General features: G+C 65.8%; 14 protein-coding genes. 1 reads left to right on the top strand and 13 read right to left on the bottom strand.

The window, feature by feature from the left end; genetic code table 11:
- Positions 1 to 2: 2 nt before the first annotated feature.
- From narH to AC51BJ_RS07005, 6 genes are all read right to left on the bottom strand, one after another.
- On the bottom strand, positions 3 to 1,526 hold the full coding sequence (gene narH, locus AC51BJ_RS07030; protein WP_430432921.1) for a nitrate reductase subunit beta: 1,524 nt from the start codon (positions 1,524 to 1,526) through the stop codon (positions 3 to 5).
- Positions 1,527 to 1,537: 11 nt separating this feature from the next.
- Positions 1,538 to 5,329: a nitrate reductase subunit alpha gene (locus AC51BJ_RS07025; protein WP_496279751.1), complete on the bottom strand. Its 3,792-nt coding sequence runs from the start codon at positions 5,327 to 5,329 to the stop codon at positions 1,538 to 1,540.
- A 39-nt stretch (positions 5,330 to 5,368) separates the two neighbouring features.
- Positions 5,369 to 7,027 carry an MFS transporter gene (locus AC51BJ_RS07020; RefSeq protein ID WP_430432923.1) on the bottom strand — a complete coding sequence of 553 codons (1,659 nt, stop codon included), beginning with the start codon at positions 7,025 to 7,027 and terminating at the stop codon, positions 5,369 to 5,371.
- A 22-nt stretch (positions 7,028 to 7,049) separates the two neighbouring features.
- A complete protein-coding gene (locus AC51BJ_RS07015; RefSeq protein WP_430432924.1) occupies positions 7,050 to 8,297 on the bottom strand; it encodes an MFS transporter in 1,248 nt (415 codons plus the stop codon).
- 323 nt (positions 8,298 to 8,620) lie between these two features.
- Positions 8,621 to 9,298: a response regulator gene (locus tag AC51BJ_RS07010; protein ID WP_496279750.1), complete on the bottom strand. Its 678-nt coding sequence runs from the start codon at positions 9,296 to 9,298 to the stop codon at positions 8,621 to 8,623.
- A complete protein-coding gene (locus AC51BJ_RS07005; protein ID WP_496279749.1) occupies positions 9,295 to 11,202 on the bottom strand; it encodes a type IV pili methyl-accepting chemotaxis transducer N-terminal domain-containing protein in 1,908 nt (635 codons plus the stop codon). Before AC51BJ_RS07005 ends, AC51BJ_RS07010 begins: the two co-directional genes overlap by 4 nt.
- Positions 11,203 to 11,430: 228 nt before the next feature.
- On the opposite strand from AC51BJ_RS07005, the gene AC51BJ_RS07000 reads away from it, so the two are divergent.
- Positions 11,431 to 14,118 (top strand): PAS domain-containing sensor histidine kinase, encoded by a 2,688-nt coding sequence (locus tag AC51BJ_RS07000; protein WP_496279748.1) that lies wholly within the window; start codon positions 11,431 to 11,433, stop codon positions 14,116 to 14,118.
- A gap of 70 nt (positions 14,119 to 14,188) precedes the next feature.
- Here the strand turns inward: AC51BJ_RS07000 and AC51BJ_RS06995 are convergent, their stop codons facing one another.
- The 7 genes from AC51BJ_RS06995 to AC51BJ_RS06965 form a co-directional block, all read right to left on the bottom strand.
- Positions 14,189 to 15,070: a phosphoribosylaminoimidazolesuccinocarboxamide synthase gene (locus AC51BJ_RS06995; protein WP_430432929.1), complete on the bottom strand. Its 882-nt coding sequence runs from the start codon at positions 15,068 to 15,070 to the stop codon at positions 14,189 to 14,191.
- Positions 15,071 to 15,100: 30 nt separating this feature from the next.
- Positions 15,101 to 16,165 carry a class II fructose-bisphosphate aldolase gene (gene fba / locus AC51BJ_RS06990; RefSeq protein ID WP_496279747.1) on the bottom strand — a complete coding sequence of 355 codons (1,065 nt, stop codon included), beginning with the start codon at positions 16,163 to 16,165 and terminating at the stop codon, positions 15,101 to 15,103.
- A gap of 17 nt (positions 16,166 to 16,182) precedes the next feature.
- Entirely contained in the window at positions 16,183 to 17,631 is a 1,449-nt protein-coding gene (pyk, locus tag AC51BJ_RS06985; protein ID WP_496279746.1) for a pyruvate kinase, read from the bottom strand.
- 45 nt (positions 17,632 to 17,676) lie between these two features.
- On the bottom strand, positions 17,677 to 18,843 hold the full coding sequence (locus AC51BJ_RS06980) for a phosphoglycerate kinase (protein ID WP_496279745.1): 1,167 nt from the start codon (positions 18,841 to 18,843) through the stop codon (positions 17,677 to 17,679).
- Between the two features lie 115 nt (positions 18,844 to 18,958).
- On the bottom strand, positions 18,959 to 19,975 hold the full coding sequence (gene gap, locus AC51BJ_RS06975; protein WP_008061894.1) for a type I glyceraldehyde-3-phosphate dehydrogenase: 1,017 nt from the start codon (positions 19,973 to 19,975) through the stop codon (positions 18,959 to 18,961).
- 141 nt (positions 19,976 to 20,116) lie between these two features.
- A complete protein-coding gene (gene tkt, locus AC51BJ_RS06970) occupies positions 20,117 to 22,138 on the bottom strand; it encodes a transketolase (protein ID WP_496279744.1) in 2,022 nt (673 codons plus the stop codon).
- A 142-nt stretch (positions 22,139 to 22,280) separates the two neighbouring features.
- Positions 22,281 to 23,165 (bottom strand): phosphoribulokinase, encoded by an 885-nt coding sequence (locus tag AC51BJ_RS06965; RefSeq protein ID WP_304004786.1) that lies wholly within the window; start codon positions 23,163 to 23,165, stop codon positions 22,281 to 22,283.
- Positions 23,166 to 23,180: the final 15 nt, after the last annotated feature.

Raw genomic sequence — 23,180 nt, 5'->3', positions numbered from 1 at the left:
GGTCAGACCACCGCCTTGATGGGAATCGTCCGGCGCTTCGATCCGCCGAACAGACTGCTGTCGGAACTGCCTTCCGAGCAGCCGTTACCGAATGAGAAGCCGCAGCCGCCGCGCACGTCGAAGGCGTTCTCCGCGTACTCGCGGTGGGCCGACGGAATGACGAAGCGGTCCTCGTAGTTGGCGATCGCCATCACGTGGTACATGTCCTCGACCGCGGCCTGGCTGATGCCGACCTGGGTCAATGCCGCGGTATTGATGCGACCATCGACGTGCTTCTCGCGCTGGTAGGCGCGCATCGCCAGCATGCGTTCGAGCGCGCGCACGACGGGTTGCGTGTCGCCGGCGGTGAGCAGGTTGGCGAGGTATTTGACCGGAATGCGCAGCTGGTTCACGTCCGGAATCTCGCCATTGACGCCGACCTGGCCCGCGTTGGCGGCGGCGGTGATCGGCGACAGCGGCGGCACGTACCACACCATGGGCAGCGTGCGGTATTCCGGGTGCAGCGGCAGCGCCACCTTCCACTCCACCGCCATCTTGTAGACCGGGCTGCGGCGGGCGGCTTCCATCCAAGAATCGGGGATGCCGTCGGCGCGTGCCTGTTCGATCACCTTCGGATCGTTCGGGTCGAGGAAGATGTCGAGCTGGGCCTGGTAGAGGTCGCGGTCATGTTCGACCGAAGCCGCTTCCTGGATGCGGTCGGCGTCATACAGCAGCACGCCGAGGTAGCGGATGCGGCCGACGCAGGTTTCCGAGCACACCGTGGGCTGGCCGGCTTCGATGCGCGGGTAGCAGAAGATGCACTTCTCGGCCTTGCCAGACTGCCAGTTGTAATAGATCTTCTTGTACGGACAGCCGGACACGCACATGCGCCAGCCGCGGCATTTGTCCTGGTCGATCAGCACGATGCCGTCTTCCTCGCGCTTGTAGATCGAGCCCGACGGGCAGCTGGCGACGCAGGCCGGGTTCAGGCAGTGCTCGCACAGACGCGGCAGGTACATCATGAAGGTGTTCTCGAACTGGCCGTAGATGTCCTTCTGCACCTCGTCGAAGTTCTTGTCCTTCGAGCGCTTCGAGAATTCGCCGCCGAGAATCTCTTCCCAGTTCGGGCCCCATTCGATCTTCTCCATGCGCTGGCCGGTGATCAGGCTGCGCGGCCGCGCGGTCGGCGTCGCCTTCATTTCGGGCGCCGACTGCAGGTGGTCGTAGTCGAAGGTGAAGGGCTCGTAGTAGTCGTCGATTTCCGGCAGGTGCGGGTTGGCGAAGATCTTCATCAGCAGTTGCCACTTGCCGCCCTGGCGCGGCGCGATCGAGCCGTCGCTCTTGCGCATCCAGCCACCCTGCCACTTGTCTTGGTTTTCCCATTCCTTCGGGTAACCGATGCCGGGCTTGGTTTCGACGTTGTTGAACCACGCGTATTCCATGCCGGGACGGCTGGTCCACACGTTCTTGCAGGTGACCGAGCAGGTGTGGCAACCGATGCACTTGTCGAGGTTGAGCACCATGCCGATTTGAGCGCGTATTTTCATGTCATGTCTCCTTAGGCGTGGGCGGTATCGGTGGCAGCGGCTTCGCCGTCGAGCCAGTCGATGCGCTTCATCTTGCGCACGACGACGAACTCGTCGCGGTTGGTGCCGATGGTTCCGTAGTAGTTGAAGCCGTAGCTCAGCTGCGCGTAGCCGCCGATCATGTGCGTCGGCTTCAGCACGATGCGGGTGACCGAGTTGTGGATGCCGCCGCGCGCACCGGTGATCTCCGACCCCGGCGTGTTGATGATCTTTTCCTGTGCGTGGTACATCAGCACCATGCCCGGGTTCACCCGCTGGCTCACCACGGCGCGCGCCGTGATCGCGCCATTCACGTTGAACAGTTCGACCCAGTCGTTATCGACGATGCCGGCCTTCTTCGCGTCGTCCTCGGACAGCCAGATCACAGGGCCGCCGCGGTTCAGCGTCAGCATGTGCAGGTTGTCGCTGTAGGTGGAGTGGATGCCCCACTTCTGGTGCGGCGTGATGAAGTTGAGCTGGATCTCCGGATTGCCATTGCTCTTGATGCCGGCGATCGCGGCCGTCGTCTTCAGGTCCACCGGCGGGCGGTAGCTGACGAAGCCTTCGCCGAAGGCGCGCATCCACGGGTGGTCCTGGTAGAACTGCTGACGGCCGGTCAGCGTGCGCCATGGGATCAGTTCATGCACATTGGTGTAGCCGGCGTTGTAAGACACCTTCTCGCTTTCGAGGCCGGACCACGTCGGGCTGGAAATGATCTTGCGCGGCTGCGCCTGGATGTCGCGGAAGCGGATCTTCTCGTCCTCGCGGTAGATCGCCAGGTGCTCGTGATCGCGCCCGGTCTGCTTGCCCAGCGCCTTCCATGCCTTGACCGCGACCTGACCGTTGGTTTCCGGCGCCAGCATCATCACCACTTCGCAGGCGTCGATGTCGGTGTCGATCTTCGGCATGCCCTTGGTCGCGCCTTCATCGGTCACCAGACCGTTCAGTTCGCCAAGCTGGCGCACCTCGTCCTGCGTGTTCCAGGCGATGCCCTTGCCGCCGTTGCCGACCTTGGTCAGCAGCGGACCGACCGCGGTGAAGCGCTTGTAGACGTTCGGATAGTCGCGCTCGACCACCGTCATCTGCGGTGCCGTCTTGCCGGGGATCAGTTCGCACTCGCCGCGCTTCCAGTCGGCGACGCCGAAGGGCTGGGCCAGTTCGGCCGGGCTGTCGTGCATCAGCGGCGTCAGCACCAGTTCGCGTTCGACGCCGAGGTGGCCGACGCACACCTCGCTGAACTTCTTCGCGAAGCCCTTGTAGATGTCCCAGTCGCTCTTCGACTGCCAGGCCGGGTCGACCGCCGTCGACAGCGGGTGGATGAAGGGGTGCATGTCGCTGGTATTGAGGTCGTTCTTCTCGTACCAGGTGGCGGTCGGCAGCACGATGTCCGAATACAGGCAGGTGGTGCTCATGCGGAAATCGAGCGTCACCAGCAGGTCGAGCTTGCCTTCGGGCGCTTCCGCGTGCCACTTCACTTCCTGCGGCTTGGCGTCGTCGGAGCCGAGGTCCTTGCCCTGCACGCCGTTGCTGGTGCCCAGCAGGTGCTTCAGGAAGTACTCGTGGCCCTTGCCGCTGGAACCGAGGATGTTGGAGCGCCACACGAACATGTTGCGCGGCCAGTTCTGCGGTGCGTCCGGGTCCTCGCAGCTCAGTTCGAGCTGACCGCTCTTCAGCGCGCCGACCGCGTAGTCCTTCGGATCGATGCCCGCCGCGTTGGCGTCACGCACCACCTGGATAGGATTGGTCTTCAGCTGCGGCGCACTGGGCAGCCAGCCCATGCGTTCGGCGCGCACGTTGTAGTCGATCATGCTGCCGCCGAACTGCGATGCGTCAGCCAGCGGCGACAGCACTTCCTCGACGCCGAGCTTCTCGTAGCGCCACTGGTCGGTATGGGCGTAGAAGAAGCTGGTCGAGTTCTGCTGGCGCGGCGGGCGTATCCAGTCGAGCGCGAAGGCGAGCGCGGTCCAGCCGGTCTGCGGGCGCAGCTTCTCCTGCCCGACGTAGTGCGCCCAGCCGCCGCCGCTCTGGCCGATGCAACCGCACATCATCAGCATGTTGATGATGCCGCGGTAGTTCATGTCGCAGTGGTACCAGTGGTTCATCGCCGCACCGATGATGACCATGGACTTGCCCTTGGTCTTGTCGGCGTTGTCGGCGAACTGGCGGGCGACCGTGATGATCTGGTCGCGCGGCACGCCGGTGATCTTCTCCTGCCAGGCGGGCGTGTAGGCGATGTCCTGGTCGTAGCTGCTCGCACCGGTGTCGCCGGGAAGACCGCGGCCGACGCCGTAGTTGGCGACCTGCAGGTCGAACACGGTGGCCACCAGTGCGTCGCGCTTGTCGCCGGCCTTGCCGAGCGCGATGCGCTGTACCGGTACCGTGCGCAGCAGCACGTCGCCGCCGCCCTGCGGGCTGTTCGGGAAGTGTTCGTGCTCGATGCCGCCGAAGTAGGGGAAGGCGACCTGCGTGTGCTCGACCGGGCCGGTGTCGCCTTCGAGCACCGACAGCTTCAGCTTCACGTCGCCGCCGTGGCGCGCCTCCTTCGATTCGAGGTTCCACTGGCCGGCATCGGCGCGGCCGTCCGGGCCCCAACGGAAGCCGATGGCACCATTTGGCAGCACGACGCGGCCGTTCTCGTCGAAGGCCACCGTTTTCCAGTCAGGATTGTTGGCCTGGCCCAGCTTTCCGTTGAAGTCGCTGGCGCGCACGTAGCGGTCCGGCACCATGACGGTCGTGCCGTTCGGCAGCGTATGTTCCTTCAGCAGCACCAGCATCGGCAGGTCGGTATAGCGGCGCGCGTAATCGTCGAAATACGCGCTGCGCTTTTCAAAGTAGAACTCCTTCAGGATGACGTGGCCCATGGCCATCGCCACCGCCGCGTCGGTACCCTGCTTCGGGTGCAGCCAGAGGTCGGCCAGCTTGCTGATTTCGGCGTAGTCGGGCGTGACAGCGACGGTCTTGGCGCCCTTGTAGCGGACCTCGGTGAAGAAGTGGGCGTCCGGCGTGCGCGTCTGCGGCACGTTGGAGCCCCAGGCGATGATGTAGGTCGAGTTGTACCAGTCGGCCGATTCCGGCACGTCGGTCTGTTCGCCCCAGATCTGCGGGCTGGACGGAGGCAGGTCGCAGTACCAGTCGTAGAAGCTCATGCAGACGCCACCGATCAGGCTCAGGTAACGGCTGCCTGCGGCATAGCTCACCATGGACATGGCCGGGATCGGCGAGAAACCGATGATGCGGTCCGGGCCGTGCTTCTTGATGGTGTAGACGTTGGCGGCGGCGACCAGCTCGTTCACCTCGTCCCAGCTGGAGCGGACGAAGCCGCCGAGGCCGCGCACCTGCTGGTAGTCACGGCGCTTGGCGTCGTTCTCGACGATGGAGGCCCAGGCCTCGACCGGGCCGTGCTTGAGACGCGCCTCGCGCCAGGTCTTGAGCAGGCGGCCGCGCACCATCGGGTACTTCACGCGGTTGGCGCTGTACAGGTACCAGCTGTAGCTGGCACCGCGCGCACAGCCGCGCGGCTCGTGGTTGGGCATGTCCCAGCGGGTGCGCGGGTAATCGGTCTGCTGGGTTTCCCAGGTGACGATGCCGCCCTTGACGTAGATCTTCCACGAGCAGGAGCCCGTGCAGTTCACGCCGTGGGTGGAACGCACGATCTTGTCGTGCGCCCAGCGGTCGCGGTAGGCATCTTCCCAACTGCGGTCTTCGCCCGTGGCGATGCCGTGGTCGCCCGAGAAGCTTTCCTTCGGGGCGGAGAAGTGGGTCAGTCGGTCGAGAAAGTGGCTCATGTGTGCTCTCCTGTTGCGGGGCTCGGCGGGGGCATGGGGTCAGGGGTTCTTCACGTAGGCGTTGCGGCGCAGGTAGAACCACCAGTTGATGAACAGGCAGATCGCGTAGAACGCGGCGAAGCCGTACATCGCGAGCTCGGGTGTGCCGGCCTTGATCTGCGCACCGATGACCACCGGTGCGATGAAGGCGCCGTAGGCGGCGACCGCCGACGTCCAGCCCAGCACCGGGCCGGCCTGCTGGCGATCGAAGATGACGCCGATGGTGCGGAAGGTCGAACCGTTGCCGATGCCGCTGGCAAAGAACAGCACGATGAACAGGCCGAGGAACATCGGGAAGTACTGCTCGGGCGTGGCGGAGCTGTAGGCCAGTTTCATCACGTAGCCGACCGCCACCGACGCGGCCACCATCACCAGCGAGATGATCTGCGTGACGATGGAGCCGCCCCACTTGTCGGAGATCCAGCCGCCGATCGGGCGCACTGCGGCGCCGACGAAGGGGCCGATCCAGGCGAAGGCGAGCACGGTGGGCGCGTTCGGGTTCGGCAGCGTGTGCTGCATGACGCCATTGGCATCGGGTACGTGGCTGACGCCGAAGATGACCTTCATCGCCAGCGGCAGCGCCATCGAGAAGCCGATGAAGGAACCGAAGGTGACGATGTAGAGGATGGTCATCGACCAGGTGTGCTTGTCGCTGAATATCTTGAACTGCCGGGACACGCCCTCGCGCATCGGTCCGAAGGCGGCCAGCTTCATCACGGTCAGCGCCATGATGATGTCGAGCGGAATCGCCACCCACATGTTCAGCAGGCCCAGACCGGTCGGCGCCGGCAGGTACAGATAGAGCATGAAGATCGCCGGCACGAAGGCCAGCGTGTACAGATAGGTGATCTTCGAGAAGGCGACGATGGGGTTGCCGGTGTCCGGCGACACCGCCTTCAGATTGTTCATGCCGAACCAGCACAGGATGGACAGCGGCACCAGCGACAGCACCCAGGCGAAGCCGGCGTTCTGGATCCAGGTCGGCGTGCCGGCGGCGATCTTGCCGAAGATCCAGCCGCTGTCCTTCATCAGCGTCATCGGCTCACCGCCGAAGGCGCCGAGCAGCGGCACCGTCATCACCAGCGGGATGACGATCTGCATCGTCGTCACGCCAAAGTTGCCGAGGCCGGCGTTGAGGCCCAGCGCGGTGCCCTGCAGCCGCTTCGGGAAGAAGGTGCTGATGTTGGACATCGAACTGGCGAAATTGCCGCCGCCGACGCCGCACCACAGCGCCATCAGCTGGAACACCCACAGCGGCCAGTCGGTGTGCTGCAGCGCGATGCCGGTGCCGATGGCCGGCGCCAGAAGCATGGCCGTGGTCAGGAAGATGGTGTTGCGGCCACCGGCCAGCCGGATCAGGAAGGAGGCCGGGATGCGCATCGTGGCGCCGGAGATGCCGGCGATGGCGGTCAGCGTGAACAGCTGGTCCTGGGTGAAGGGGAAGCCCAGGTTGAGCATCTGCACGGTGATGATGCCCCACATGCCCCAGACCGCGAATCCGCACAGCAGCGCGGGAATCGAGATCCACAGATTGCGGTAGGCCACCCTCTTGCCGGTCGATTCCCAGAAGGCATCGTCCTCCGGCCGCCAGTCCTCGACATCGGGGCCGCGGGGGGCGCTCTGTACCGGACGTGTGCCGGCGTGTGTGCTTGCGTTCATGATGATCTCCGTGGTGTCCGGTTCAGGACTGGGCTGCGGACGTGCCGTCCATCAGCGGGGTGCGGCGGACTTCGGTGAAGTACATCCAGATCAGCGACACCCACACCACGCCGTACATCAGCATGAAGGCGCTGGAGCGTATGCCGGTGAGATCGAGCAGGGCACCGAACATGATGGGCAGCACGAAGCCGCCGAGGCCGCCGGCCAGGCCGACGATGCCGCTGATGGTGCCGATGTTGGCGGGGTAGTCGTTGCTGATGTACTTGAACACGCTGGCCTTGCCGAAGGCCCAGGCGATGCCGAGGATGAACATCAGGCCGGTAAAGGCATACACGTTCAGACCGATATGGAAGGTCTGCTCACCGTTGATGGTGACGACGGTGAATTGCGTCTGCGGGTAGCTGAGCAGGAACAGACAGATCCAGCTCACCCACAGCACCCACCAGGTGACGCTGTGCGCGCCGTACTTGTCGGACAGCCAGCCGCCGATGGCGCGCAGCACGCCGCCGGGCAGTGAGAAACAGGCGGCGAGCAGCGCGGCGGCGCGGATGTCGAGGCCGTACTCGCCGACGTAGTACTGCACCATCCACAGGCTGAGCGCGACGTAACCGCCGAACACGATGCTGTAGTACTGGCAGTACTTCAGCACGCGCGGGTCCTTCAGTGCCTTCAGCTGGTCGACGAAGCGCACGTTGCTCGGCACCAGGTGGGCCGGGTCGCTGTGGCTGAACAGCCAGAAGATGATGACGGTGCCGAGCATGATGGCGGCGTACACCTGCGGCACCATGGTCCAGCCGAAAGCGACCAGCAGCGCCGGTGCGACGAACTTGTTCACCGCCGCACCCGAATTGCCGGCGCCATACACGCCCATCGCGAAGCCCTGCTGCTCCTTCGGGAACCAGCGCGCGACATAGGGCGTGCCGACCGAGAACGAACCGCCAGCCAGGCCGACGAACAGGCCGATGACGAGGAAATGCCAGTACTCGGTGGCATAGCTCATCATCCAGATCGCCGGCACGGTGGCCGCCATCAGCAGCGTCATCACGATGCGACCGCCGTACTTGTCGGTCCAGATGCCGAGCGGCACCCGCACCAGCGAGCCGGTGAGCACCGGCGTGGCGGTCAGCAGACCAAACTGCGTGGCATTGAGATCGAGCGCCTTCTTGATCGGTATGCCGATCACGCCGAACATCATCCACACCATGAAACACACGGTGAACGCCAGGGTGCTGACGATCAGCACCGACAGTGCCTGCCCTTTCCTGGTCATGACGGAATCCTCCCTTTAAGACTGATGCGATCTTAGGGAGCGGGTCAGTACGGCGGCATCCTTCGGTGGTAGCGCACGGAAGGTGCGGAAGAACGATGGCAGGGGCGGTCGTGTAGTTCCGAAGAACTACTTCATCGTCCGAATGGAGGAGGGTTGACCAGGGTCAATGAGAGCGGCTGCGATATGGGGCGCGTCGCAAACAGAGCTCGCTCGCACAAGACCGGCTCTTGGCCGCGGCCGCATCGGTGACGCTGCGCACGGTCGAGCAGGCCAGTCGCCCGTCTGTCACGCTTTCGACGAATCCGGCAGCCGGTGTGCCGATGTCAGATCAGGCCGCGTTCCACCGCGATGACGGCGACCTGCACGCGCGAGGCCACGCCCAGCTTGCGCAGGATGTGCTGCACGTGGATCTTCACCGTGGTTTCTGCAATGCCGAGGTCGCGGGCGATCACCTTGTTGCTGTCGCCGCGGGCGATGCCGCGCAGGATGTCGGTTTCGCGCGGCGACAGCGCGCCGCTCTGCGCAGGCGGTGCCTCTGCCGGCGGCGCCGGTGCGGCGGCCTGCCGGAACACCTCGACCAGCTTGCCGGTCATTTCGTCGGCCACCACCGGCTCGCCGCGCATCGCGCGATGAATGGCACGCGACAGCGCTTCGCCCTCCATCGTCTTCAGCAGGTAGCCGCTGGCGCCGGCGCGCAGCGCGGCGGCCAGATCTTCGCCGTCCTCGCTGATGGTGAGCATGATCAGACGCGCGCCCGGCGCCGCCTCGCGCAGCGCCGGCAGCGCGTCGACACCATTGACGCCGGGCAGGTGGTTGTCGAGCAGGATGACGTCGGGCTGCAGCGCCTCGGCGCGCCGCTGCGCCTCGCCGGCGTCGGCGGCGTCGCCGACGATCTGCAGCTTCGGGTCGCGCGACAGCAGGGCGGTCAGACCACGGCGGAACAGGGTGTGGTCATCGACCAGCAGGATGCGGATCGGGGCGTCGCTGTGCGTGCTGTTCATGAGGCGGCCTGCATGGGCTGTAGGTCGAGCAGTGTGGGGTCGCTGGCAGGCAATGTCAGGATGACAGAGGTGCCGCGACCGGGCGTCGAGAACACCTCGATGCGGGCACCGATGCGTGCGGCGCGTTCGGTCATGATGCGCAGGCCGACGTGGGTTTCGTCCGGCGGGCCACCGTCGGTGGAAAAACCGCGACCGTCGTCGCGCACTTCGAAGCGCCACTGCGGCTGCTGCTGCACGTCGAGCCAGACATGGCTGGCGCGCGCGTGCTTGCGGACGTTCGACAGCGCTTCCTGCACGATGTGCAGCACCTGTATCTGCACGTCCGGCAACAGCGGCAGACCGTGGTCGCGCATCGCTAGCGAGGCGCGCACGCCGCTCTGGTGCTCGAACTTGCGCAGCGTGGCGAGCAGGGCGGCTTCGATGTCCTCGGAATTGGCGCGGGTGCGGAAGTGCAGCAGCAGTTCGCGCACGTCGCCCGAACTTTCGCGCAGGCCGGCATCGAGTTCGTCCAGCATTGCGCGCGCACTGGCTTCGTCGTGCGTGGCCAGCGCCTCGCGCATCATTTCGACCTGCATTTTCATGAAGGCCAGCGACTGCGCGATCGAGTCGTGCAGTTCGCTGGCCAGGAAGTTGCGCTCCTGCGATACCGCGGCTTCGTTCTGCAGCGCGTTCAGGCGCAGGTTCTCCATGCCGCTGGCCAGATGCGTCGCCAGCGCTTCGAGCAGCGAACGCGTGGGCGCAGACAGCTCCACGCTGGCGTGGAAGAACAGGTCGACCTCGCCCATCAGCCTGTCCTTCAGACGGACCGGAACCGACACCAGGGTTTCGAAGCCTGCCTCGCCGCAGTATTGCAGCGCCTCGCCGCCCATCGTACGGATCGGGATGACGCGCGCAAAAGGCGGGGCGTTCGGCGCGCCGCAATGGCATTCGTCCGCCTTCAGGCAGCGCTCGCCGTCGGTCATGTAGGCCGGCAGTCCTTGCGAGGCGAGCATCAGATAGCGCTGGTTGGATTCGTCGGACCAGCGCAGCGCGACGCCATCGGCGTGCACGGCGCGCGCGACGTAACCGACGAAGCCGCGCGCCAGTTCTTCCAGCGAGCGGGCGGTGGCGATCAGAGAAGTTACCTCGTACAGCGCTTCGAGTCGCTCGCGCTTTTCCTGCAGCTCGGCCGTTTTGGACGTCACCTTGGCTTCGAGATTGCGGTACATGGCCTGTATCTGTTCCGCCATGTCATTGAAGCCGTCGGCCAGCGTGCCGAACTCGTCGCTGCTGCCGCGTTCGACGCGGGCGCCCAGATCGCCCTGCTGAATCCGCTCCAGCGCCTGCTTCAGCTGCCCCACCGGTTCCAGCACGAACAGATAGCCGATGTAGAGCAACACCACCGCACCGATCACCGCCAGCGCCATCGTTGCGAGTTGCAGCAGGTTGAGCAGCGCTGTCCAGTGCGACATGTGGTTCTCGATGCCGGCCACCAGCGCATCGATACGCCCGGTGAAGCGCGCGGTGTCGTCGCGCAGACCGTCGCTGCCGCGGGGTGCGGCGTCGAGCCAGCGCGCGCTGTAGATGCGCCAGTCGCCGCGTACCTGATCGAAACTGCGCCGGATGTCGTTGTCCAGTGGCACGAACAGCGGGCGCTCGGGGTCGCCGGCACGCAGCAGTTCGAGACTGCGTTCGAATTCGCGTCGGGCGTGCGGCAGCGCTTCGCGTTCGCCGGTGGCGACCAGCAGCGACATGCGGTAAGCCTGCATGCGCATGCGTCCGGCCTCGTTGACGGCAGCAGCGCCGCCGTCGAGCTGCCAGGACATCCACAGCGTGAGCGTGATCGACAGCAGCGCGAGCAGGGCGAACGGCGCCGCAGCGACAGCCAGCTTGGCGCCCAGTCCCCAGTGTTCTCGTTTCGACATGTGTCCGAGTTTAGGGGCTGTGCGTGCGAATTTCGAGGTCTACGACGTGATCGACGTCAAGCGGTCTTGCCGCGCACTTATTTCCTTGTACTATCCTTGAGACCGGAACGTCTTCGTCGTCCGCCGCTCGAAGGTGCGAAGACAACCGCTTCCGGTGCGTGCAGCAGCGCCGCCGCACGCCGGCCCCGAGCCAGAATCCCGCTCGTCGTTTCGCTCCTGGAGAAATGGATGACCTTGTTGAAAGGCCTCCTGTCCGGTTTTTTCGGCCCGCTCCGCACACCCGATCGCTCCCGTGCGCGCCTGGCGCTTGGCGTGGCGGCGCTCTGGGCGCCCGGCGCCCTCGTCCTGATCGACCAGCCGTGGGCGGCACAGGCGGGCTGGCTCGGCTGGTGCGTGGCCTGCGGCATCTGGCTGATGCGCAGCGGGGCGACGTCGCAAGCGATCGAGCCGTCGCCTCCGCCGGCCGACGATACCGCCGCGCTTCTGCACGAGTTGCCGATGGCCGCCTGCATCTGTTCTCTGCCGGACGGTGGCATGCGCGTGCTCAATGCCGCCCTGGCCACGATGGCCAACGAGAGCCCCGATGCGCTGCGTGGACGCAGCATTACCGAGTTCTGCCAGACCGCCGAAGATCGATCACGTGTGGTCGAGGTGCTGGCGCAGGGGCGCGGCACCGATGACGTCGAACTGCCGCTGCGCCGTCACGACGGCTCGGTGCGCTGGGTGTCGGCGGCAACCCGTCCGCTGTCCCATCAGGGGCAGCCGGCGCTGCTGGTCATCTGTCACGACATCACGGGGCACAAGCAGGCGGAACGCTCGCTGGCCGCGAGCGAAGAACGTTTCCGCGTACTGCTCGGTGCGCTGTCAGAGGCCGTGGTGCTGTATGACGCGCAGGCCCGGGTGCTGACCAGCAACCGTTCGGCGGAATCCTGTGCCTGGCTGGATGCGGCCCATGCGGGCCTGCCCGGCGGCAGCGACGAGTTCACCTTGTGTGACGAGCAGGGGCGGTCTCTGGCGCGCGACATGCACCCGGTCATCCGGTCGCTGGCTGACGGTCTGCCGGCGCGCGACGTGGTGATCGGTGCTGAGAGCGCGTCGGGTCAGATGCGCTGGCTGACCGTCAACACGCAGCCGCTGTTCCACGCCGGCAGCAAGCGGCCGTACGCCGTGGTGGCGTCCTATTCCGATCTCACCGCGCGCATTCGCGCCGAGCGTGCGCTGCGCGCCAGCGAACAGCGCTACGCGCTGGCCCTGCGCGGCATGAACGAGGGGCTTGCCGAGTGGATCACCGGCAGCGACCGCATGTATGTGTCGCCACGTCTGTCGCAGATCATGGGTTACGACGCGGGTGGCCGCCGCATGCGCGTACGCGAGTTCGTCGCCGGCATTCATCCGCACGACCGCAAGGCCTGGTCGGCCATGGTTGCCAGCCATCTGAAGGGGCGCAGCGATCACTTCCAGCAGGAACTGCGCATGCGCCATGCCGACGGCGGTTACCGCTGGTTCCTGCTGCGTGGCGTCGCACAGCGCGACGCGAGCGGACGCAGCAGCCGCGTCGTCGGTACCGTGGCCGACATCACCTTGCGCAAACGGCTGGAGGAGGTCGATGTGGCGGAGCGCGAACTGCTGTCGCTGATCGCCGCCGCCATGCCGCTGACCGAAGTGATGTCGCGTTTTGCGCGGCTGGTGTCCGGCCTGCTCAACGAGGATTCGATCTGCGCGGTGCTCACGCTGACGCCGAATACGAGCGCCGTGGTCGATGTGGTCGGCGCGAATCTGCCGGCTGTGCTGGGCGACTGGCTGCGCCGCAGTCCGGCCGGCGCCGACCATGATGGGCGCCTTCTCGAAACGCTCGCGGGGCGCCGTCCGCTGCTGTGCGAGGATGTGCAGGCGTCGCCCGATCTCGAGGGCTGTCGTGCGTTGTTCGCCGCCGAGGGCGTGCGTGCGTTGTGGGCGTTGCCGCTGGCGGCGCAGGACGGCGCGGTGCTGGGCGGACTGATCATCCTGCACCCGCAGGCCTGGCGGCCCGGGCGGGCGGACGAGAACGTGATCGAGCGGCTGGTCGACATTGCCCAGTTGGCGCTGGAACGGGCGCGCGCCGAGCGCCAGGTGCGCGAACTGAACGAATCGCTGGAACACCGCGTGGCCGAGCGCACCACGCTGCTGGAGCAGGCAAACAGCGAACTCGAAGCCTTCTCGTACTCGGTGTCGCACGATCTGCGCAGCCCGCTGCGGGCGATCAACGGCTTTGCCCACCTGCTGGCCGAGCACGCCGGCGCGGCGCTGGACGACGAGGGGCGCGACATGCTGGAGCGCATACAGCGCGGCGCCACGCGCATGGGTCTGCTGATCGACGACATCCTGCATTTCTCGCGGGTGTCGCGCGTCGACATGGCGCACAGCGAAATCAATCTGGATACGCTGGCGGCCCATGTCGTCGCCGATCTGGTCGAACAGTACCCGGCGGCCAGCGTCGAACTGTCGCCGCTGGGGCATGCCAGCGGCGATCAGTCCATGCTGCGGCAGGTGTTCGTTAACCTGATAGGCAATGCGCTGAAGTTCTCGTCGCGCAGCCCGCAACCGCGGGTCGAGGTGTTCGTCGAGAGCCGGCGCGGCATCGCGGCGATCTGCGTGCGCGACAACGGGGTCGGCTTCGATCCGGCCTACGCCGATCGCCTGTTCGGCGTGTTCCAACGCATGCATGGCGCGGAGGAATTTCCGGGCACCGGGGTGGGGCTGGCGATCGTCAAGCGCATCGTCGAGCGGCACGGCGGCGTCATCGGCGTCGAGGCGGCGCCGGGGCGCGGAGCCACCTTCCGTTTCACGCTGGCGGGCTTCCGTCCGTTCGATCAGGCCGACGCGGTGCCGGCTGACGCGCCGGCACGGACCGGGACGGTACCCCGCACCGGTACCTGAGAACGACAGAAGTGAAAACGGAGCGGTCCGCCAGGGCGGAGCGCTCCGTTGTGTCGGGGCGGAAGGCCGGTCAGCCGATCAGCCGCGTCAGCGCCTCACGGTACTTGTCGCCGGTGCGTTGGATGATGTCGGCCGGCAAGCGCGGGCCCGGCGCGGTCTTGTTCCAGTCCAGCGTTTCCAGGTAGTCGCGCACGAACTGCTTGTCGAAGGAGGGCGGGTTGCTGCCTTCCTGGTACTGGTCGGCTGGCCAGAAGCGCGACGAATCCGGCGTCAGCGCCTCGTCGATCAGGATGAGCTTGCCGTCGGCGTCGAGACCGAATTCGAACTTGGTGTCGGCGATGATGATGCCGCGGCTCTTCGCGTAGTCGGCGGCGGCGCTGTACAGCGCGATCGCGGTGTCACGCACCTTGGCTGCCATGGCGGCACCGATCAGCGCTTCGGTCTGTGCGTAACTGATGTTCTCGTCGTGGTCGCCCACTGCCGCCTTGGTGGCCGGCGTAAAGATGGGTGAGGGCAGCTTCGAGGCCATGCGCAGACCATGCGGCAACTGCACGCCGCACACAGCGCCGGTGCGCGAGTAGTCGCCCCAGCCGGAACCGATCAGGTAACCGCGCACGACCGCTTCGATCGGCAGCGGCTTGAGCCGACGCACGACGATGGCGCGGCCTTCGACCTGATCGCGTTCGTCCGCCGTCACCACCGACTCCGGCGCGATGCCGGTCAGGTGGTTGGGCGATACGCCGGCCAGCTTGCCGAACCAGAAGTTCGAAACGGCCGTCAGCACCTTGCCCTTGCCCGGGATTGGGTCGGGCAGGATGACGTCGAACGCCGACAGGCGATCGGTGGTGACGATGAGCATCTTCTCGTCGTCGATCGCGTAGATGTCACGGACCTTACCGCGGGCGATCAGCGGCAGGCTCTTGATGCTGGATTCGAACAGTGCGTCGGCCATTTCGGTCTTCGTTGCGGTCGTCGGTAAGGATCAGTTGACGGTCTGGGCCAGCTTGCCACTGGCGTACATGCGGGCGATCTCGTCGAGCGGGATGGCCTTGATCTTGCTGCCTTGGCCTTCGCAGCCGAACTGCAGATAGCGCTCCTTGCACACGGCCTTGGCGGCTTCGCGCGCCGGCTTCAGCCATTCGCGGGCGTCGAACTTGTCCGGGTTCTCGGCCAGGAACTTGCGCACCGCACCGGTCATCGCCAGACGGATGTCGGTGTCGATGTTGATCTTGCGCACGCCGTACTTGATCGCTTCCTGGATTTCCTCGACCGGTACGCCGTAGGTTTCCTTCATCTTGCCGCCGTACTGGTTGATGATGGCCAGCAGTTCCTGCGGCACCGACGACGAGCCGTGCATCACCAGGTGGGTGTTGGGGATGCGCTTGTTGATTTCCTTCACGCGCGAGATCGCCAGGATGTCGCCGGTCGGCTTGCGGGTGAACTTGTAGGCGCCGTGGCTGGTGCCGATGGCGATCGCCAGCGCGTCCAACTGCGTGGCCTTGACGAACTGGGCGGCTTCTTCCGGATCGGTCAGCAGCGACGAGTGATCGAGCTTGCCTTCGGCGCCGTGGCCGTCTTCCTCGCCGGCCATGCCGGTTTCGAGCGAGCCGAGGCAACCCAGTTCGCCCTCGACCGTGACGCCGACCTTGTGCGCCATGTCGACCACGCGGCGGGTGACGTCGACGTTGTAGTCGAAGGAGGCCGGGGTCTTGCCGTCTTCCTTCAGTGAGCCGTCCATCATGACCGAGCCGAAGCCCAGATCGATGGCGCCCTGGCAGATCGCCGGCGACTGGCCGTGATCCTGGTGCATCACCAGCGGGATGTGCGGATAGGCTTCGACCGCGGCCTGGATCAGGTGCTTGATGAAGCTCTCGCCGGCGTACTTGCGGGCACCGGCGCTGGCCTGCAGGATGACCGGGGCGCCGACTTCGTCGGCGGCACTCATCACCGCCTGCACCTGCTCGAGGTTGTTCACGTTGAATGCCGGCAGGCCGTAGCCGTTTTCGGCGGCGTGGTCGAGCAGTTGGCGCATGGATACCAGAGGCATGAGTTTCTCCTGCGAGTTCAGATTACGGTGGAGAGTTGACGATACTCCCCGACCTTGACGATTTTCAGTGTATTGGTACCGCCCGGAACGCCAATAGGCTCGCCGAAGGACAGCACGATGAGATCACCGACCTTCACGGCACCGCTGCGCAGCAGTTCGGCCTCGGCGTCGATCAGCATGCGGTCGCGGTCGGCGTCCGGATCGAGCTTGATCATCAGCGGCGTCACGCCACGGTACATCGACAACTTGTAACGGGTGCGCACTTCCGGTGTCAGCGCGTAAATGGGCACGCCACTGTTCAGGCGCGACATCCACAGCGAGGTCGAGCCCGACTGCGTCAGCGTGGCGATCGCCTTCACCTTCAGGTGGAAGGCCGAAAAAAGTGCGGCCATCGCGATCGACTGGTCGATGCGGGTGAACACGCGCTGCAGGAATTCCTGGTCCAGCTTCACCTCGGCCGACTTCTCGGCTTCGATGCAGATGCGGCTCATCGCCTCGACCGTCTCGACCGGATACTGACCGGAGGCGGTTTCGGCTGACAGCATGACGGCGTCGGTGCCGTCGAGCACCGCGTTGGCGACGTCCGACACTTCGGCGCGGGTGGGCACCGGGCTGCTGATCATCGATTCCATCATCTGCGTGGCGGTGATGACCAGCTTGTTCATTTCGCGGGACACGCGAATGATGCGCTTCTGCATCGCCGGCACGGCCGCGTCGCCCACTTCGACCGCGAGGTCGCCGCGCGCCACCATGGCGCCGTCCGACGCTTCGAGAATCTCTTCCAGCGCCGGAATCGCCTCGACGCGCTCGATCTTGGCGATCAGCTGCGCGTTGGAGCCGGCCGCGCGCAGCAGGTCGCGCGCCTGCTTCATGTCGGCGCCGCTCTTCGGGAAGCTCACCGCGACGAAGTCGACATTCAGCGACGCCGCGATCTTGATGTCTTCCATGTCCTTCGCGGTCAGCGCCGGCGCCGATAGGCCGCCGCCCTGGCGGTTGATGCCCTTGTTGTTCGACAGCTCGCCGCCGTGGCGCACCGTGCAGTGGATCTGCGTGTCGGTGACCGACTTCACGTCCATTACGATGCGACCGTCGTCGAGCAGCAGCACGGCACCCGGTTCGACGTCGTTCACCAGTTCCGGGTAGTCGAGGCCGACGTGGTCGGCGTCACCGAGCTGGCACTCGATGTCGAACACGAACTTCTGGCCGGCCTTCAGCAGCACCTTGCTGCCGGCGAACTTGCCGACACGGATCTTCGGGCCCTGCAGGTCGGCCATGATGCCGACCGTGCGGCCGACCTTGGCGCAGACCGCGTGCAGCGTTTCGACGCGCGCACGGTGGTCGTCCGCCTTGCCATGCGAAAAGTTGAGCCGCACGACATCGACCCCGGCCTCGACCAGGCGGGTGAGCGTGGCCAGGTCGCTGGAAGCGGGGCCGAGTGTGGCGACGATTTTGGTGAAGCGATGCATGGCTGGGCGGACTCCTCGTTGTTTTGTATGCGCGTTCTGTGATGTTCAGCCGTTGGCGCGCTTGAGCAGGATATCGACGGCCGGCAGCGTCTTTCCCTCGAGGAATTCGAGGAAGGCGCCGCCGCCGGTCGAGATATAGCTCACCTGATCGGCAATCCCGTATTTTGCGATGGCGGCGAGCGTGTCGCCACCACCGGCGATCGAATAGGCCTTCGATGCGGCAATCGCGCGCGCCACCGTCTCGGTGCCGTGACCGAATGCGTCGAACTCGAACACCCCGACCGGGCCGTTCCAGACGACGGTGCCGGCGGCCTTCAGCGTCTCGGCGAGCTTCGCGGCGGCCTTCGGGCCGATGTCCAGGATCATGTCGTCGTCGGCCACTTCATCGACCGCCTTCACCGTCGCTTCGGCGTCTGCGGCGAAGGCCTTCGCGCATACGACATCTTCGGGCAGCGGTACGTTCGTCTTGGCCATCACGCGCTTGGCGGCGTCTACCAGATCGGCTTCGGCCAGCGACTTGCCGATCTTCTTGCCGGCGGCCAGCAGGAAGGTGTTGGCGATGCCGCCGCCGACGATGAGCTGATCCACCTTGTCGGCCAGGTTTTCCAGCAGCGTGAGCTTGGTCGACACCTTGGAGCCGGCGACGATGGCGGCCAGCGGGCGGGCCGGCTGGCCGAGCGCCTTGCCCAGCGCGTCCAGTTCGCTCGCCATCAGCGGGCCGGCGCAGGCGATCGGGGCGTACTGTCCCATGCCGAAGGTGGTGGCTTCGGCGCGGTGAGCGGTGCCGAAGGCGTCGTTCACCCACACGTCGCACAGCGCGGCGAGCTTCTTCGACAGCGCATCGTCGCACTTCTTCTCGCCCTTGTTGGCGCGGCAGTTCTCCAGCAGCACCACTTCGCCCGGCGCGACCTGCACGCCATCGACCCAGTTCGCCACCAGCTTCACTTCGAAGCCCAGCAGTTCCGACATGCGGCGGGCGATCGGCGCCAGCGAGTCTTCGGGCTTCAGTTCGCCTTCGGTCGGACGACCGAGGTGGGAGGTGACCATGACGGCGGCACCGGCGTCGCGGGCGGCGCGGATGGCCGGCAGCGAGGCGCGGATGCGCGTGTCTTCGGTGATGTTGCCGGCGTCGTCCTGTGGCACGTTCAGGTCGGAGCGGATGAACACCCGCTTGCCCTTGAGATCGAGATCGGAAAGTCGCTTGAACTGCATGATGAATCCTCCGCGCGGTGCGTGATGAGCGTGATCGAGTGGATTTTCGGGAAGGGGAAAAACGAAGCGGGGCAGGGGCGCATGCGCCCGAACCCCGCTCGTCGATGCCGTGTCCTTACTTGGCACTCATCAGCGCGACGGTGGTGTCCAGCATGCGGTTGGAGAAGCCCCACTCGTTGTCGTACCAGGACAGCACCTTGACCAGTTTGCCGTCGGCCGACACGCGGGTCTGGGTCGAGTCGAACACGCTCGAACGCGGATCGTGGTTGAAGTCGATGCTCACCAGCGGCAGCGTGTTGTAGCCGAGGATGCCGGCCAGTTCGCCTTCCGATGCGGCCTTCAGGATGGCGTTCACTTCATCCACCGTGGTGGCGCGCTTGGCGGTGAAGGTCAGGTCGACCACCGACACGTTGATGGTCGGCACGCGCATCGCGAAACCGTCCAGCTTGCCGTTCAGTTCCGGCAGCACCAGACCGACCGCAGCGGCGGCGCCGGTCTTGGTCGGGATCATCGACTGCGTGGCGCTGCGGGCGCGGCGCAGGTCTTCGTGATAGACGTCGGTCAGCACCTGGTCGTTGGTGAAGGCGTGGATGGTGGTCATCAGGCCGGTGTCGATGCCGATCTTGTCGTTCAGCGGCTTGGCCAGCGGGGCCAGGCAGTTGGTCGTGCAGCTGGCATTCGAGATGACGGTGTCGGTGGCCTTCAGCACGCCGTGGTTCACGCCATAGACGACGGTGGCGTCCACGTCCTTGCCGCCCGGAGCGGAAATGATCACCTTCTTGGCGCCGCCCTTCAGGTGGGCCGAGGCCTTTTCCTTGGTGGTGAAGAAGCCGGTGCATTCCATCACCACGTCGACGCCCAGTTCGCCCCACGGCAGTTCGGCCGGGTTGCGGTTGGCCAGCACGCGGATCTTGTCGCCATTCACCACCATGTAGTCGCCGTCGACGCTGACCGTGCCCGGGAACTTGCCGTGCGCGGTGTCGTACTGCGTCAGGTGTGCGTTGGTCTTCGGGTCGCCGAGGTCGTTGATCGCGACGATTTCGATGTCGTGGCGCTTGCCGCCTTCGTAGTGCGCACGCAGCACATTGCGGCCGATACGCCCGTAACCATTGATCGCAACCTTGATCGTCATTTCAGCAACTCCCTCTCCGTTGGGTGTGGATTCAAGAAAAGTCTTCGATTGTGCGGCGCAACTTGTGGCTGCGCTGCGCCTAAATTGGCATTTGGAAACGCAAACGCGGCGGATGGGAACTTCATTCCGCCGCGTCGGCGCTTACCTGCCAAGCAGTTGTCGTGCCGCCTGCGCCACCGCGTCTGCGGTGATGCCGAAAGCCTTGTACAGCTCGCCGGCCGGAGCGGACTCGCCGAAGTGGTCCAGGCCCACCACGGCGCCCTCGAGGCCCACGTACTTGCGCCACAGATCGGTCACGCCCGCTTCCACCGCGACGCGCGGAACGCCGCGCGGCAGCACGGTTTCGCGCCAGGCGGCGTCCTGCCGGTCGAACACGTTGGTCGACGGCATCGACACCACGCGCACCGTGATGCCTTCGGCTTCCAGCGTCTTCTGCGCGGCCAGCGCCAGAGATACTTCGGAACCGGTGGCGATCAGCACGGCTTCCACCTTGCCGGCCGCATCGGACAGCACGTAACCACCGCGCGCGATGGCGGCGGTGGTCGCGGCGTCGCGCGGAACGTGCGGCAGGTTCTGGCGCGAGAACATCATCGAGGTCGGGCCGTCGGCGCGCTTGATGGCGCTGGCCCAGGCCACGGCAGACTCGACCGTGTCGCACGGGCGCCAAACGTCCATGTTCGGCATCAGGCGCAACGTGGCGGTCTGTTCCACCGGCTGGTGGGTCGGACCGTCTTCGCCAAGACCGATCGAGTCATGCGTGAACACGAACACCTGACGCACCTTCATCAGCGCCGCCATGCGCAGCGCGTTGCGTGCGTACTCGGAGAACATCAGGAAGGTGGCGGTGTAGGGGATGAAACCGCCGTGCAGCGCGATGCCGTTGGCGATGGCCGCCATGCCGAATTCGCGCACGCCGTAATAGAGGTAGTTGCCGCCCGGGTTCTTCGGCGAGATGCCCTTGGAGCCGGACCACAGCGTCAGGTTGGAACCGGCCAGGTCGGCCGAGCCGCCCAGCAGCTCCGGCAATGCGGGCGCGAACGCTTCGATGCAGTTCTGGCTGGCCTTGCGGCTGGCGATGTTCTCGGCCTTGCCGTCGAACTTCGCGATGGTGTCGGCGACCACCTGTTCGAAGTTGTCGGGCAGCGCGCCGCGCATGCGGCGGGTGAATTCGGCGGCCAGTTCCGGGTGTTCGGCACTGTAGGCGGTGAAGCGGGCGGACCATTCCTCTTCCGCCTTCTTGCCGGCCGGACGGCCGTCCCAGGCGGCGTACACGTCGGCCGGAATCTCGAACGGCGCGTGCGTCCAGCCGATGTGGGCGCGGGCGGCCTCGATTTCGGCGGCGCCGAGCGGCGCGCCGTGCACGTCGTGACCGCCGGCCTTGTTCGGCGAACCGAGGCCGATGACCGTGCGGCAGCAGATCAGCGTCGGGCGCGCTGTGTCGGTCTTGGCGGCGCGGATGGCGGCGTCGATCGCCGCGGCGTCATGACCATCGACCGCCGGGATGACCTGCCAGCCGTAGGCTTCGAAGCGCTTCGGCGTGTCGTCGGCGAACCAGCCCTTGACGTGGCCGTCGATCGAAATGCCGTTGTCGTCGTAGAACACGATCAGCTTGCCCAGACCCTGGGTGCCGGCCAGCGAGCACGCCTCGTGCGAAATGCCTTCCATCAGGCAGCCGTCACCGGCAAAGGCATAGGTGTAGTGGTCGACCACCGTGTGGCCGGGGCGGTTGAACTGCGCCGCCATCGCCCGTTCGGCGATGGCCATGCCGACCGCGTTCGCAAGACCCTGGCCCAGCGGGCCGGTGGTGGTTTCGACGCCCGGCGCGTAGCCGTGCTCCGGGTGGCCTGGCGTCTTCGAGTGCAGCTGGCGGAAGGACTTGATGTCGTCGATCGACAGATCGTAGCCGGAGAGGTGCAGCAGCGCGTACAGCAGCATCGAGCCGTGGCCGTTCGACAGCACGAAGCGGTCGCGGTCAGCCCAGTTCGGGTTGGCCGGGTTGTGCTTCAGGTGGTGACGCCACAGCACTTCGGCGATCTCTGCCATGCCCATCGGGGCGCCGGGGTGACCGGAATTAGCTTTTTGCACGGCGTCCATCGCCAGGGCGCGGATTGCGCCGGTGATCGGGTTGAAGCCTGCTTTCGGGGTGATGGAGGGCGCGCTCATCAGAGGGGGTTCCGGCCGGAAAAACCCGCAATTATCCGCGAAAACAAGGGGTCACGCCAGCCGTGCTGCGGCGCAGGAAGGGCGCGGATCTGCCGTCGATCGGGGTGGAGCGGTGGCGGAAACAGCGGCGTTGCAGGGCGTTTCAGTAGCGAGCGCGCGCTTTGCGGCCGTTCTCGACCAGCCGCAGGATGAGCGGCGTGAAGATGAGTTGCATCGCCAGATCGATCTTGCCGCCGGGAATCACGATGGTGTTGGCGCGCGACATGAAGGCGCCGCCCATCATCGCCAGCAGGTACTGGAAGTCGATGCCGCGCGGGTTGGCGAAACGGATCACCACCATCGATTCTTCCGGCGTCGGTATCGAGCGCGCAATGAAGGGGTTGGACGTATCCACCATCGGTACACGCTGGAAGTTGATGTGCGTGTTCTCGAACTGCGAACAGATGAAATGCACGTACTCGGGCATCCGGCGGAGGATGGTGTCGGTCACCGCCTCGGTCGTGTAGCCGCGCTGTTCGCGGTCGCGGTGCAGCTTCTGTATCCACTCCAGATTGATGATGGGCACCACGCCGATCCGCAGATCGACGTGCTGGGCGACGTCGACCTTGTCCGTCTTCACCGCGCCGTGCAGGCCTTCGTAGAACAGGATGTCGGTGCCGGCGGGAATGTCCTCCCACGGCGTGAAGGTGCCGGGCGCCTGCTGATAGGGTGCGGCTTCGCACTCGTTGTGCAGGTATTTGCGGATGCGCCCGCTGCCGTCGTTGCCGTACTGGCGGAACAGCGTCTCCAGTTCCTCGAACAGATTGGCGTCCGGACCGAAGTGGCTGAAGTGTTCGTTGCCGGCGGCGGCCTCGCGCGCCATCGCCGCCTTCATTTCCTCGCGGTCGTAGCGGTGGAAGGCGTCGCCTTCGACGATGACCGGGTTGACGCCTTCGCGGCGGAAGATGTGCTGGAAGGTGCGCGTGACCGTGCTCGTGCCGGCACCCGATGAGCCGGTGATCGCGATGACAGGGTGGCGGGCGGACATCCGGAGTGCTTTCCC

The sequence above is a fragment of the Methyloversatilis sp. S146-33 genome, from assembly GCF_059552495.1.
Note: the sequence above shows the minus strand (reverse complement) of the source record. Positions and strands in the feature narration are given on the sequence as shown.

Bases quoted from the DNA above. Each gene is read 5' to 3' on its own strand.
- narH (WP_430432921.1), bottom strand. From the start codon at position 1,526: ATGAAAATACGCGCTCAAATCGGCATGGTGCTCAACCTCGACAAGTGC.
- AC51BJ_RS07025 (WP_496279751.1), bottom strand. From the start codon at position 5,329: ATGAGCCACTTTCTCGACCGACTGACCCACTTCTCCGCCCCGAAGGAA.
- AC51BJ_RS07020 (WP_430432923.1), bottom strand. From the start codon at position 7,027: ATGAACGCAAGCACACACGCCGGCACACGTCCGGTACAGAGCGCCCCC.
- AC51BJ_RS07015 (WP_430432924.1), bottom strand. From the start codon at position 8,297: ATGACCAGGAAAGGGCAGGCACTGTCGGTGCTGATCGTCAGCACCCTG.
- AC51BJ_RS07010 (WP_496279750.1), bottom strand. From the start codon at position 9,298: ATGAACAGCACGCACAGCGACGCCCCGATCCGCATCCTGCTGGTCGAT.
- AC51BJ_RS07005 (WP_496279749.1), bottom strand. From the start codon at position 11,202: ATGTCGAAACGAGAACACTGGGGACTGGGCGCCAAGCTGGCTGTCGCT.
- AC51BJ_RS07000 (WP_496279748.1), top strand. From the start codon at position 11,431: ATGACCTTGTTGAAAGGCCTCCTGTCCGGTTTTTTCGGCCCGCTCCGC.
- AC51BJ_RS06995 (WP_430432929.1), bottom strand. From the start codon at position 15,070: ATGGCCGACGCACTGTTCGAATCCAGCATCAAGAGCCTGCCGCTGATC.
- fba (WP_496279747.1), bottom strand. From the start codon at position 16,165: ATGCCTCTGGTATCCATGCGCCAACTGCTCGACCACGCCGCCGAAAAC.
- pyk (WP_496279746.1), bottom strand. From the start codon at position 17,631: ATGCATCGCTTCACCAAAATCGTCGCCACACTCGGCCCCGCTTCCAGC.
- AC51BJ_RS06980 (WP_496279745.1), bottom strand. From the start codon at position 18,843: ATGCAGTTCAAGCGACTTTCCGATCTCGATCTCAAGGGCAAGCGGGTG.
- gap (WP_008061894.1), bottom strand. From the start codon at position 19,975: ATGACGATCAAGGTTGCGATCAATGGTTACGGGCGTATCGGCCGCAAT.
- tkt (WP_496279744.1), bottom strand. From the start codon at position 22,138: ATGAGCGCGCCCTCCATCACCCCGAAAGCAGGCTTCAACCCGATCACC.
- AC51BJ_RS06965 (WP_304004786.1), bottom strand. From the start codon at position 23,165: ATGTCCGCCCGCCACCCTGTCATCGCGATCACCGGCTCATCGGGTGCC.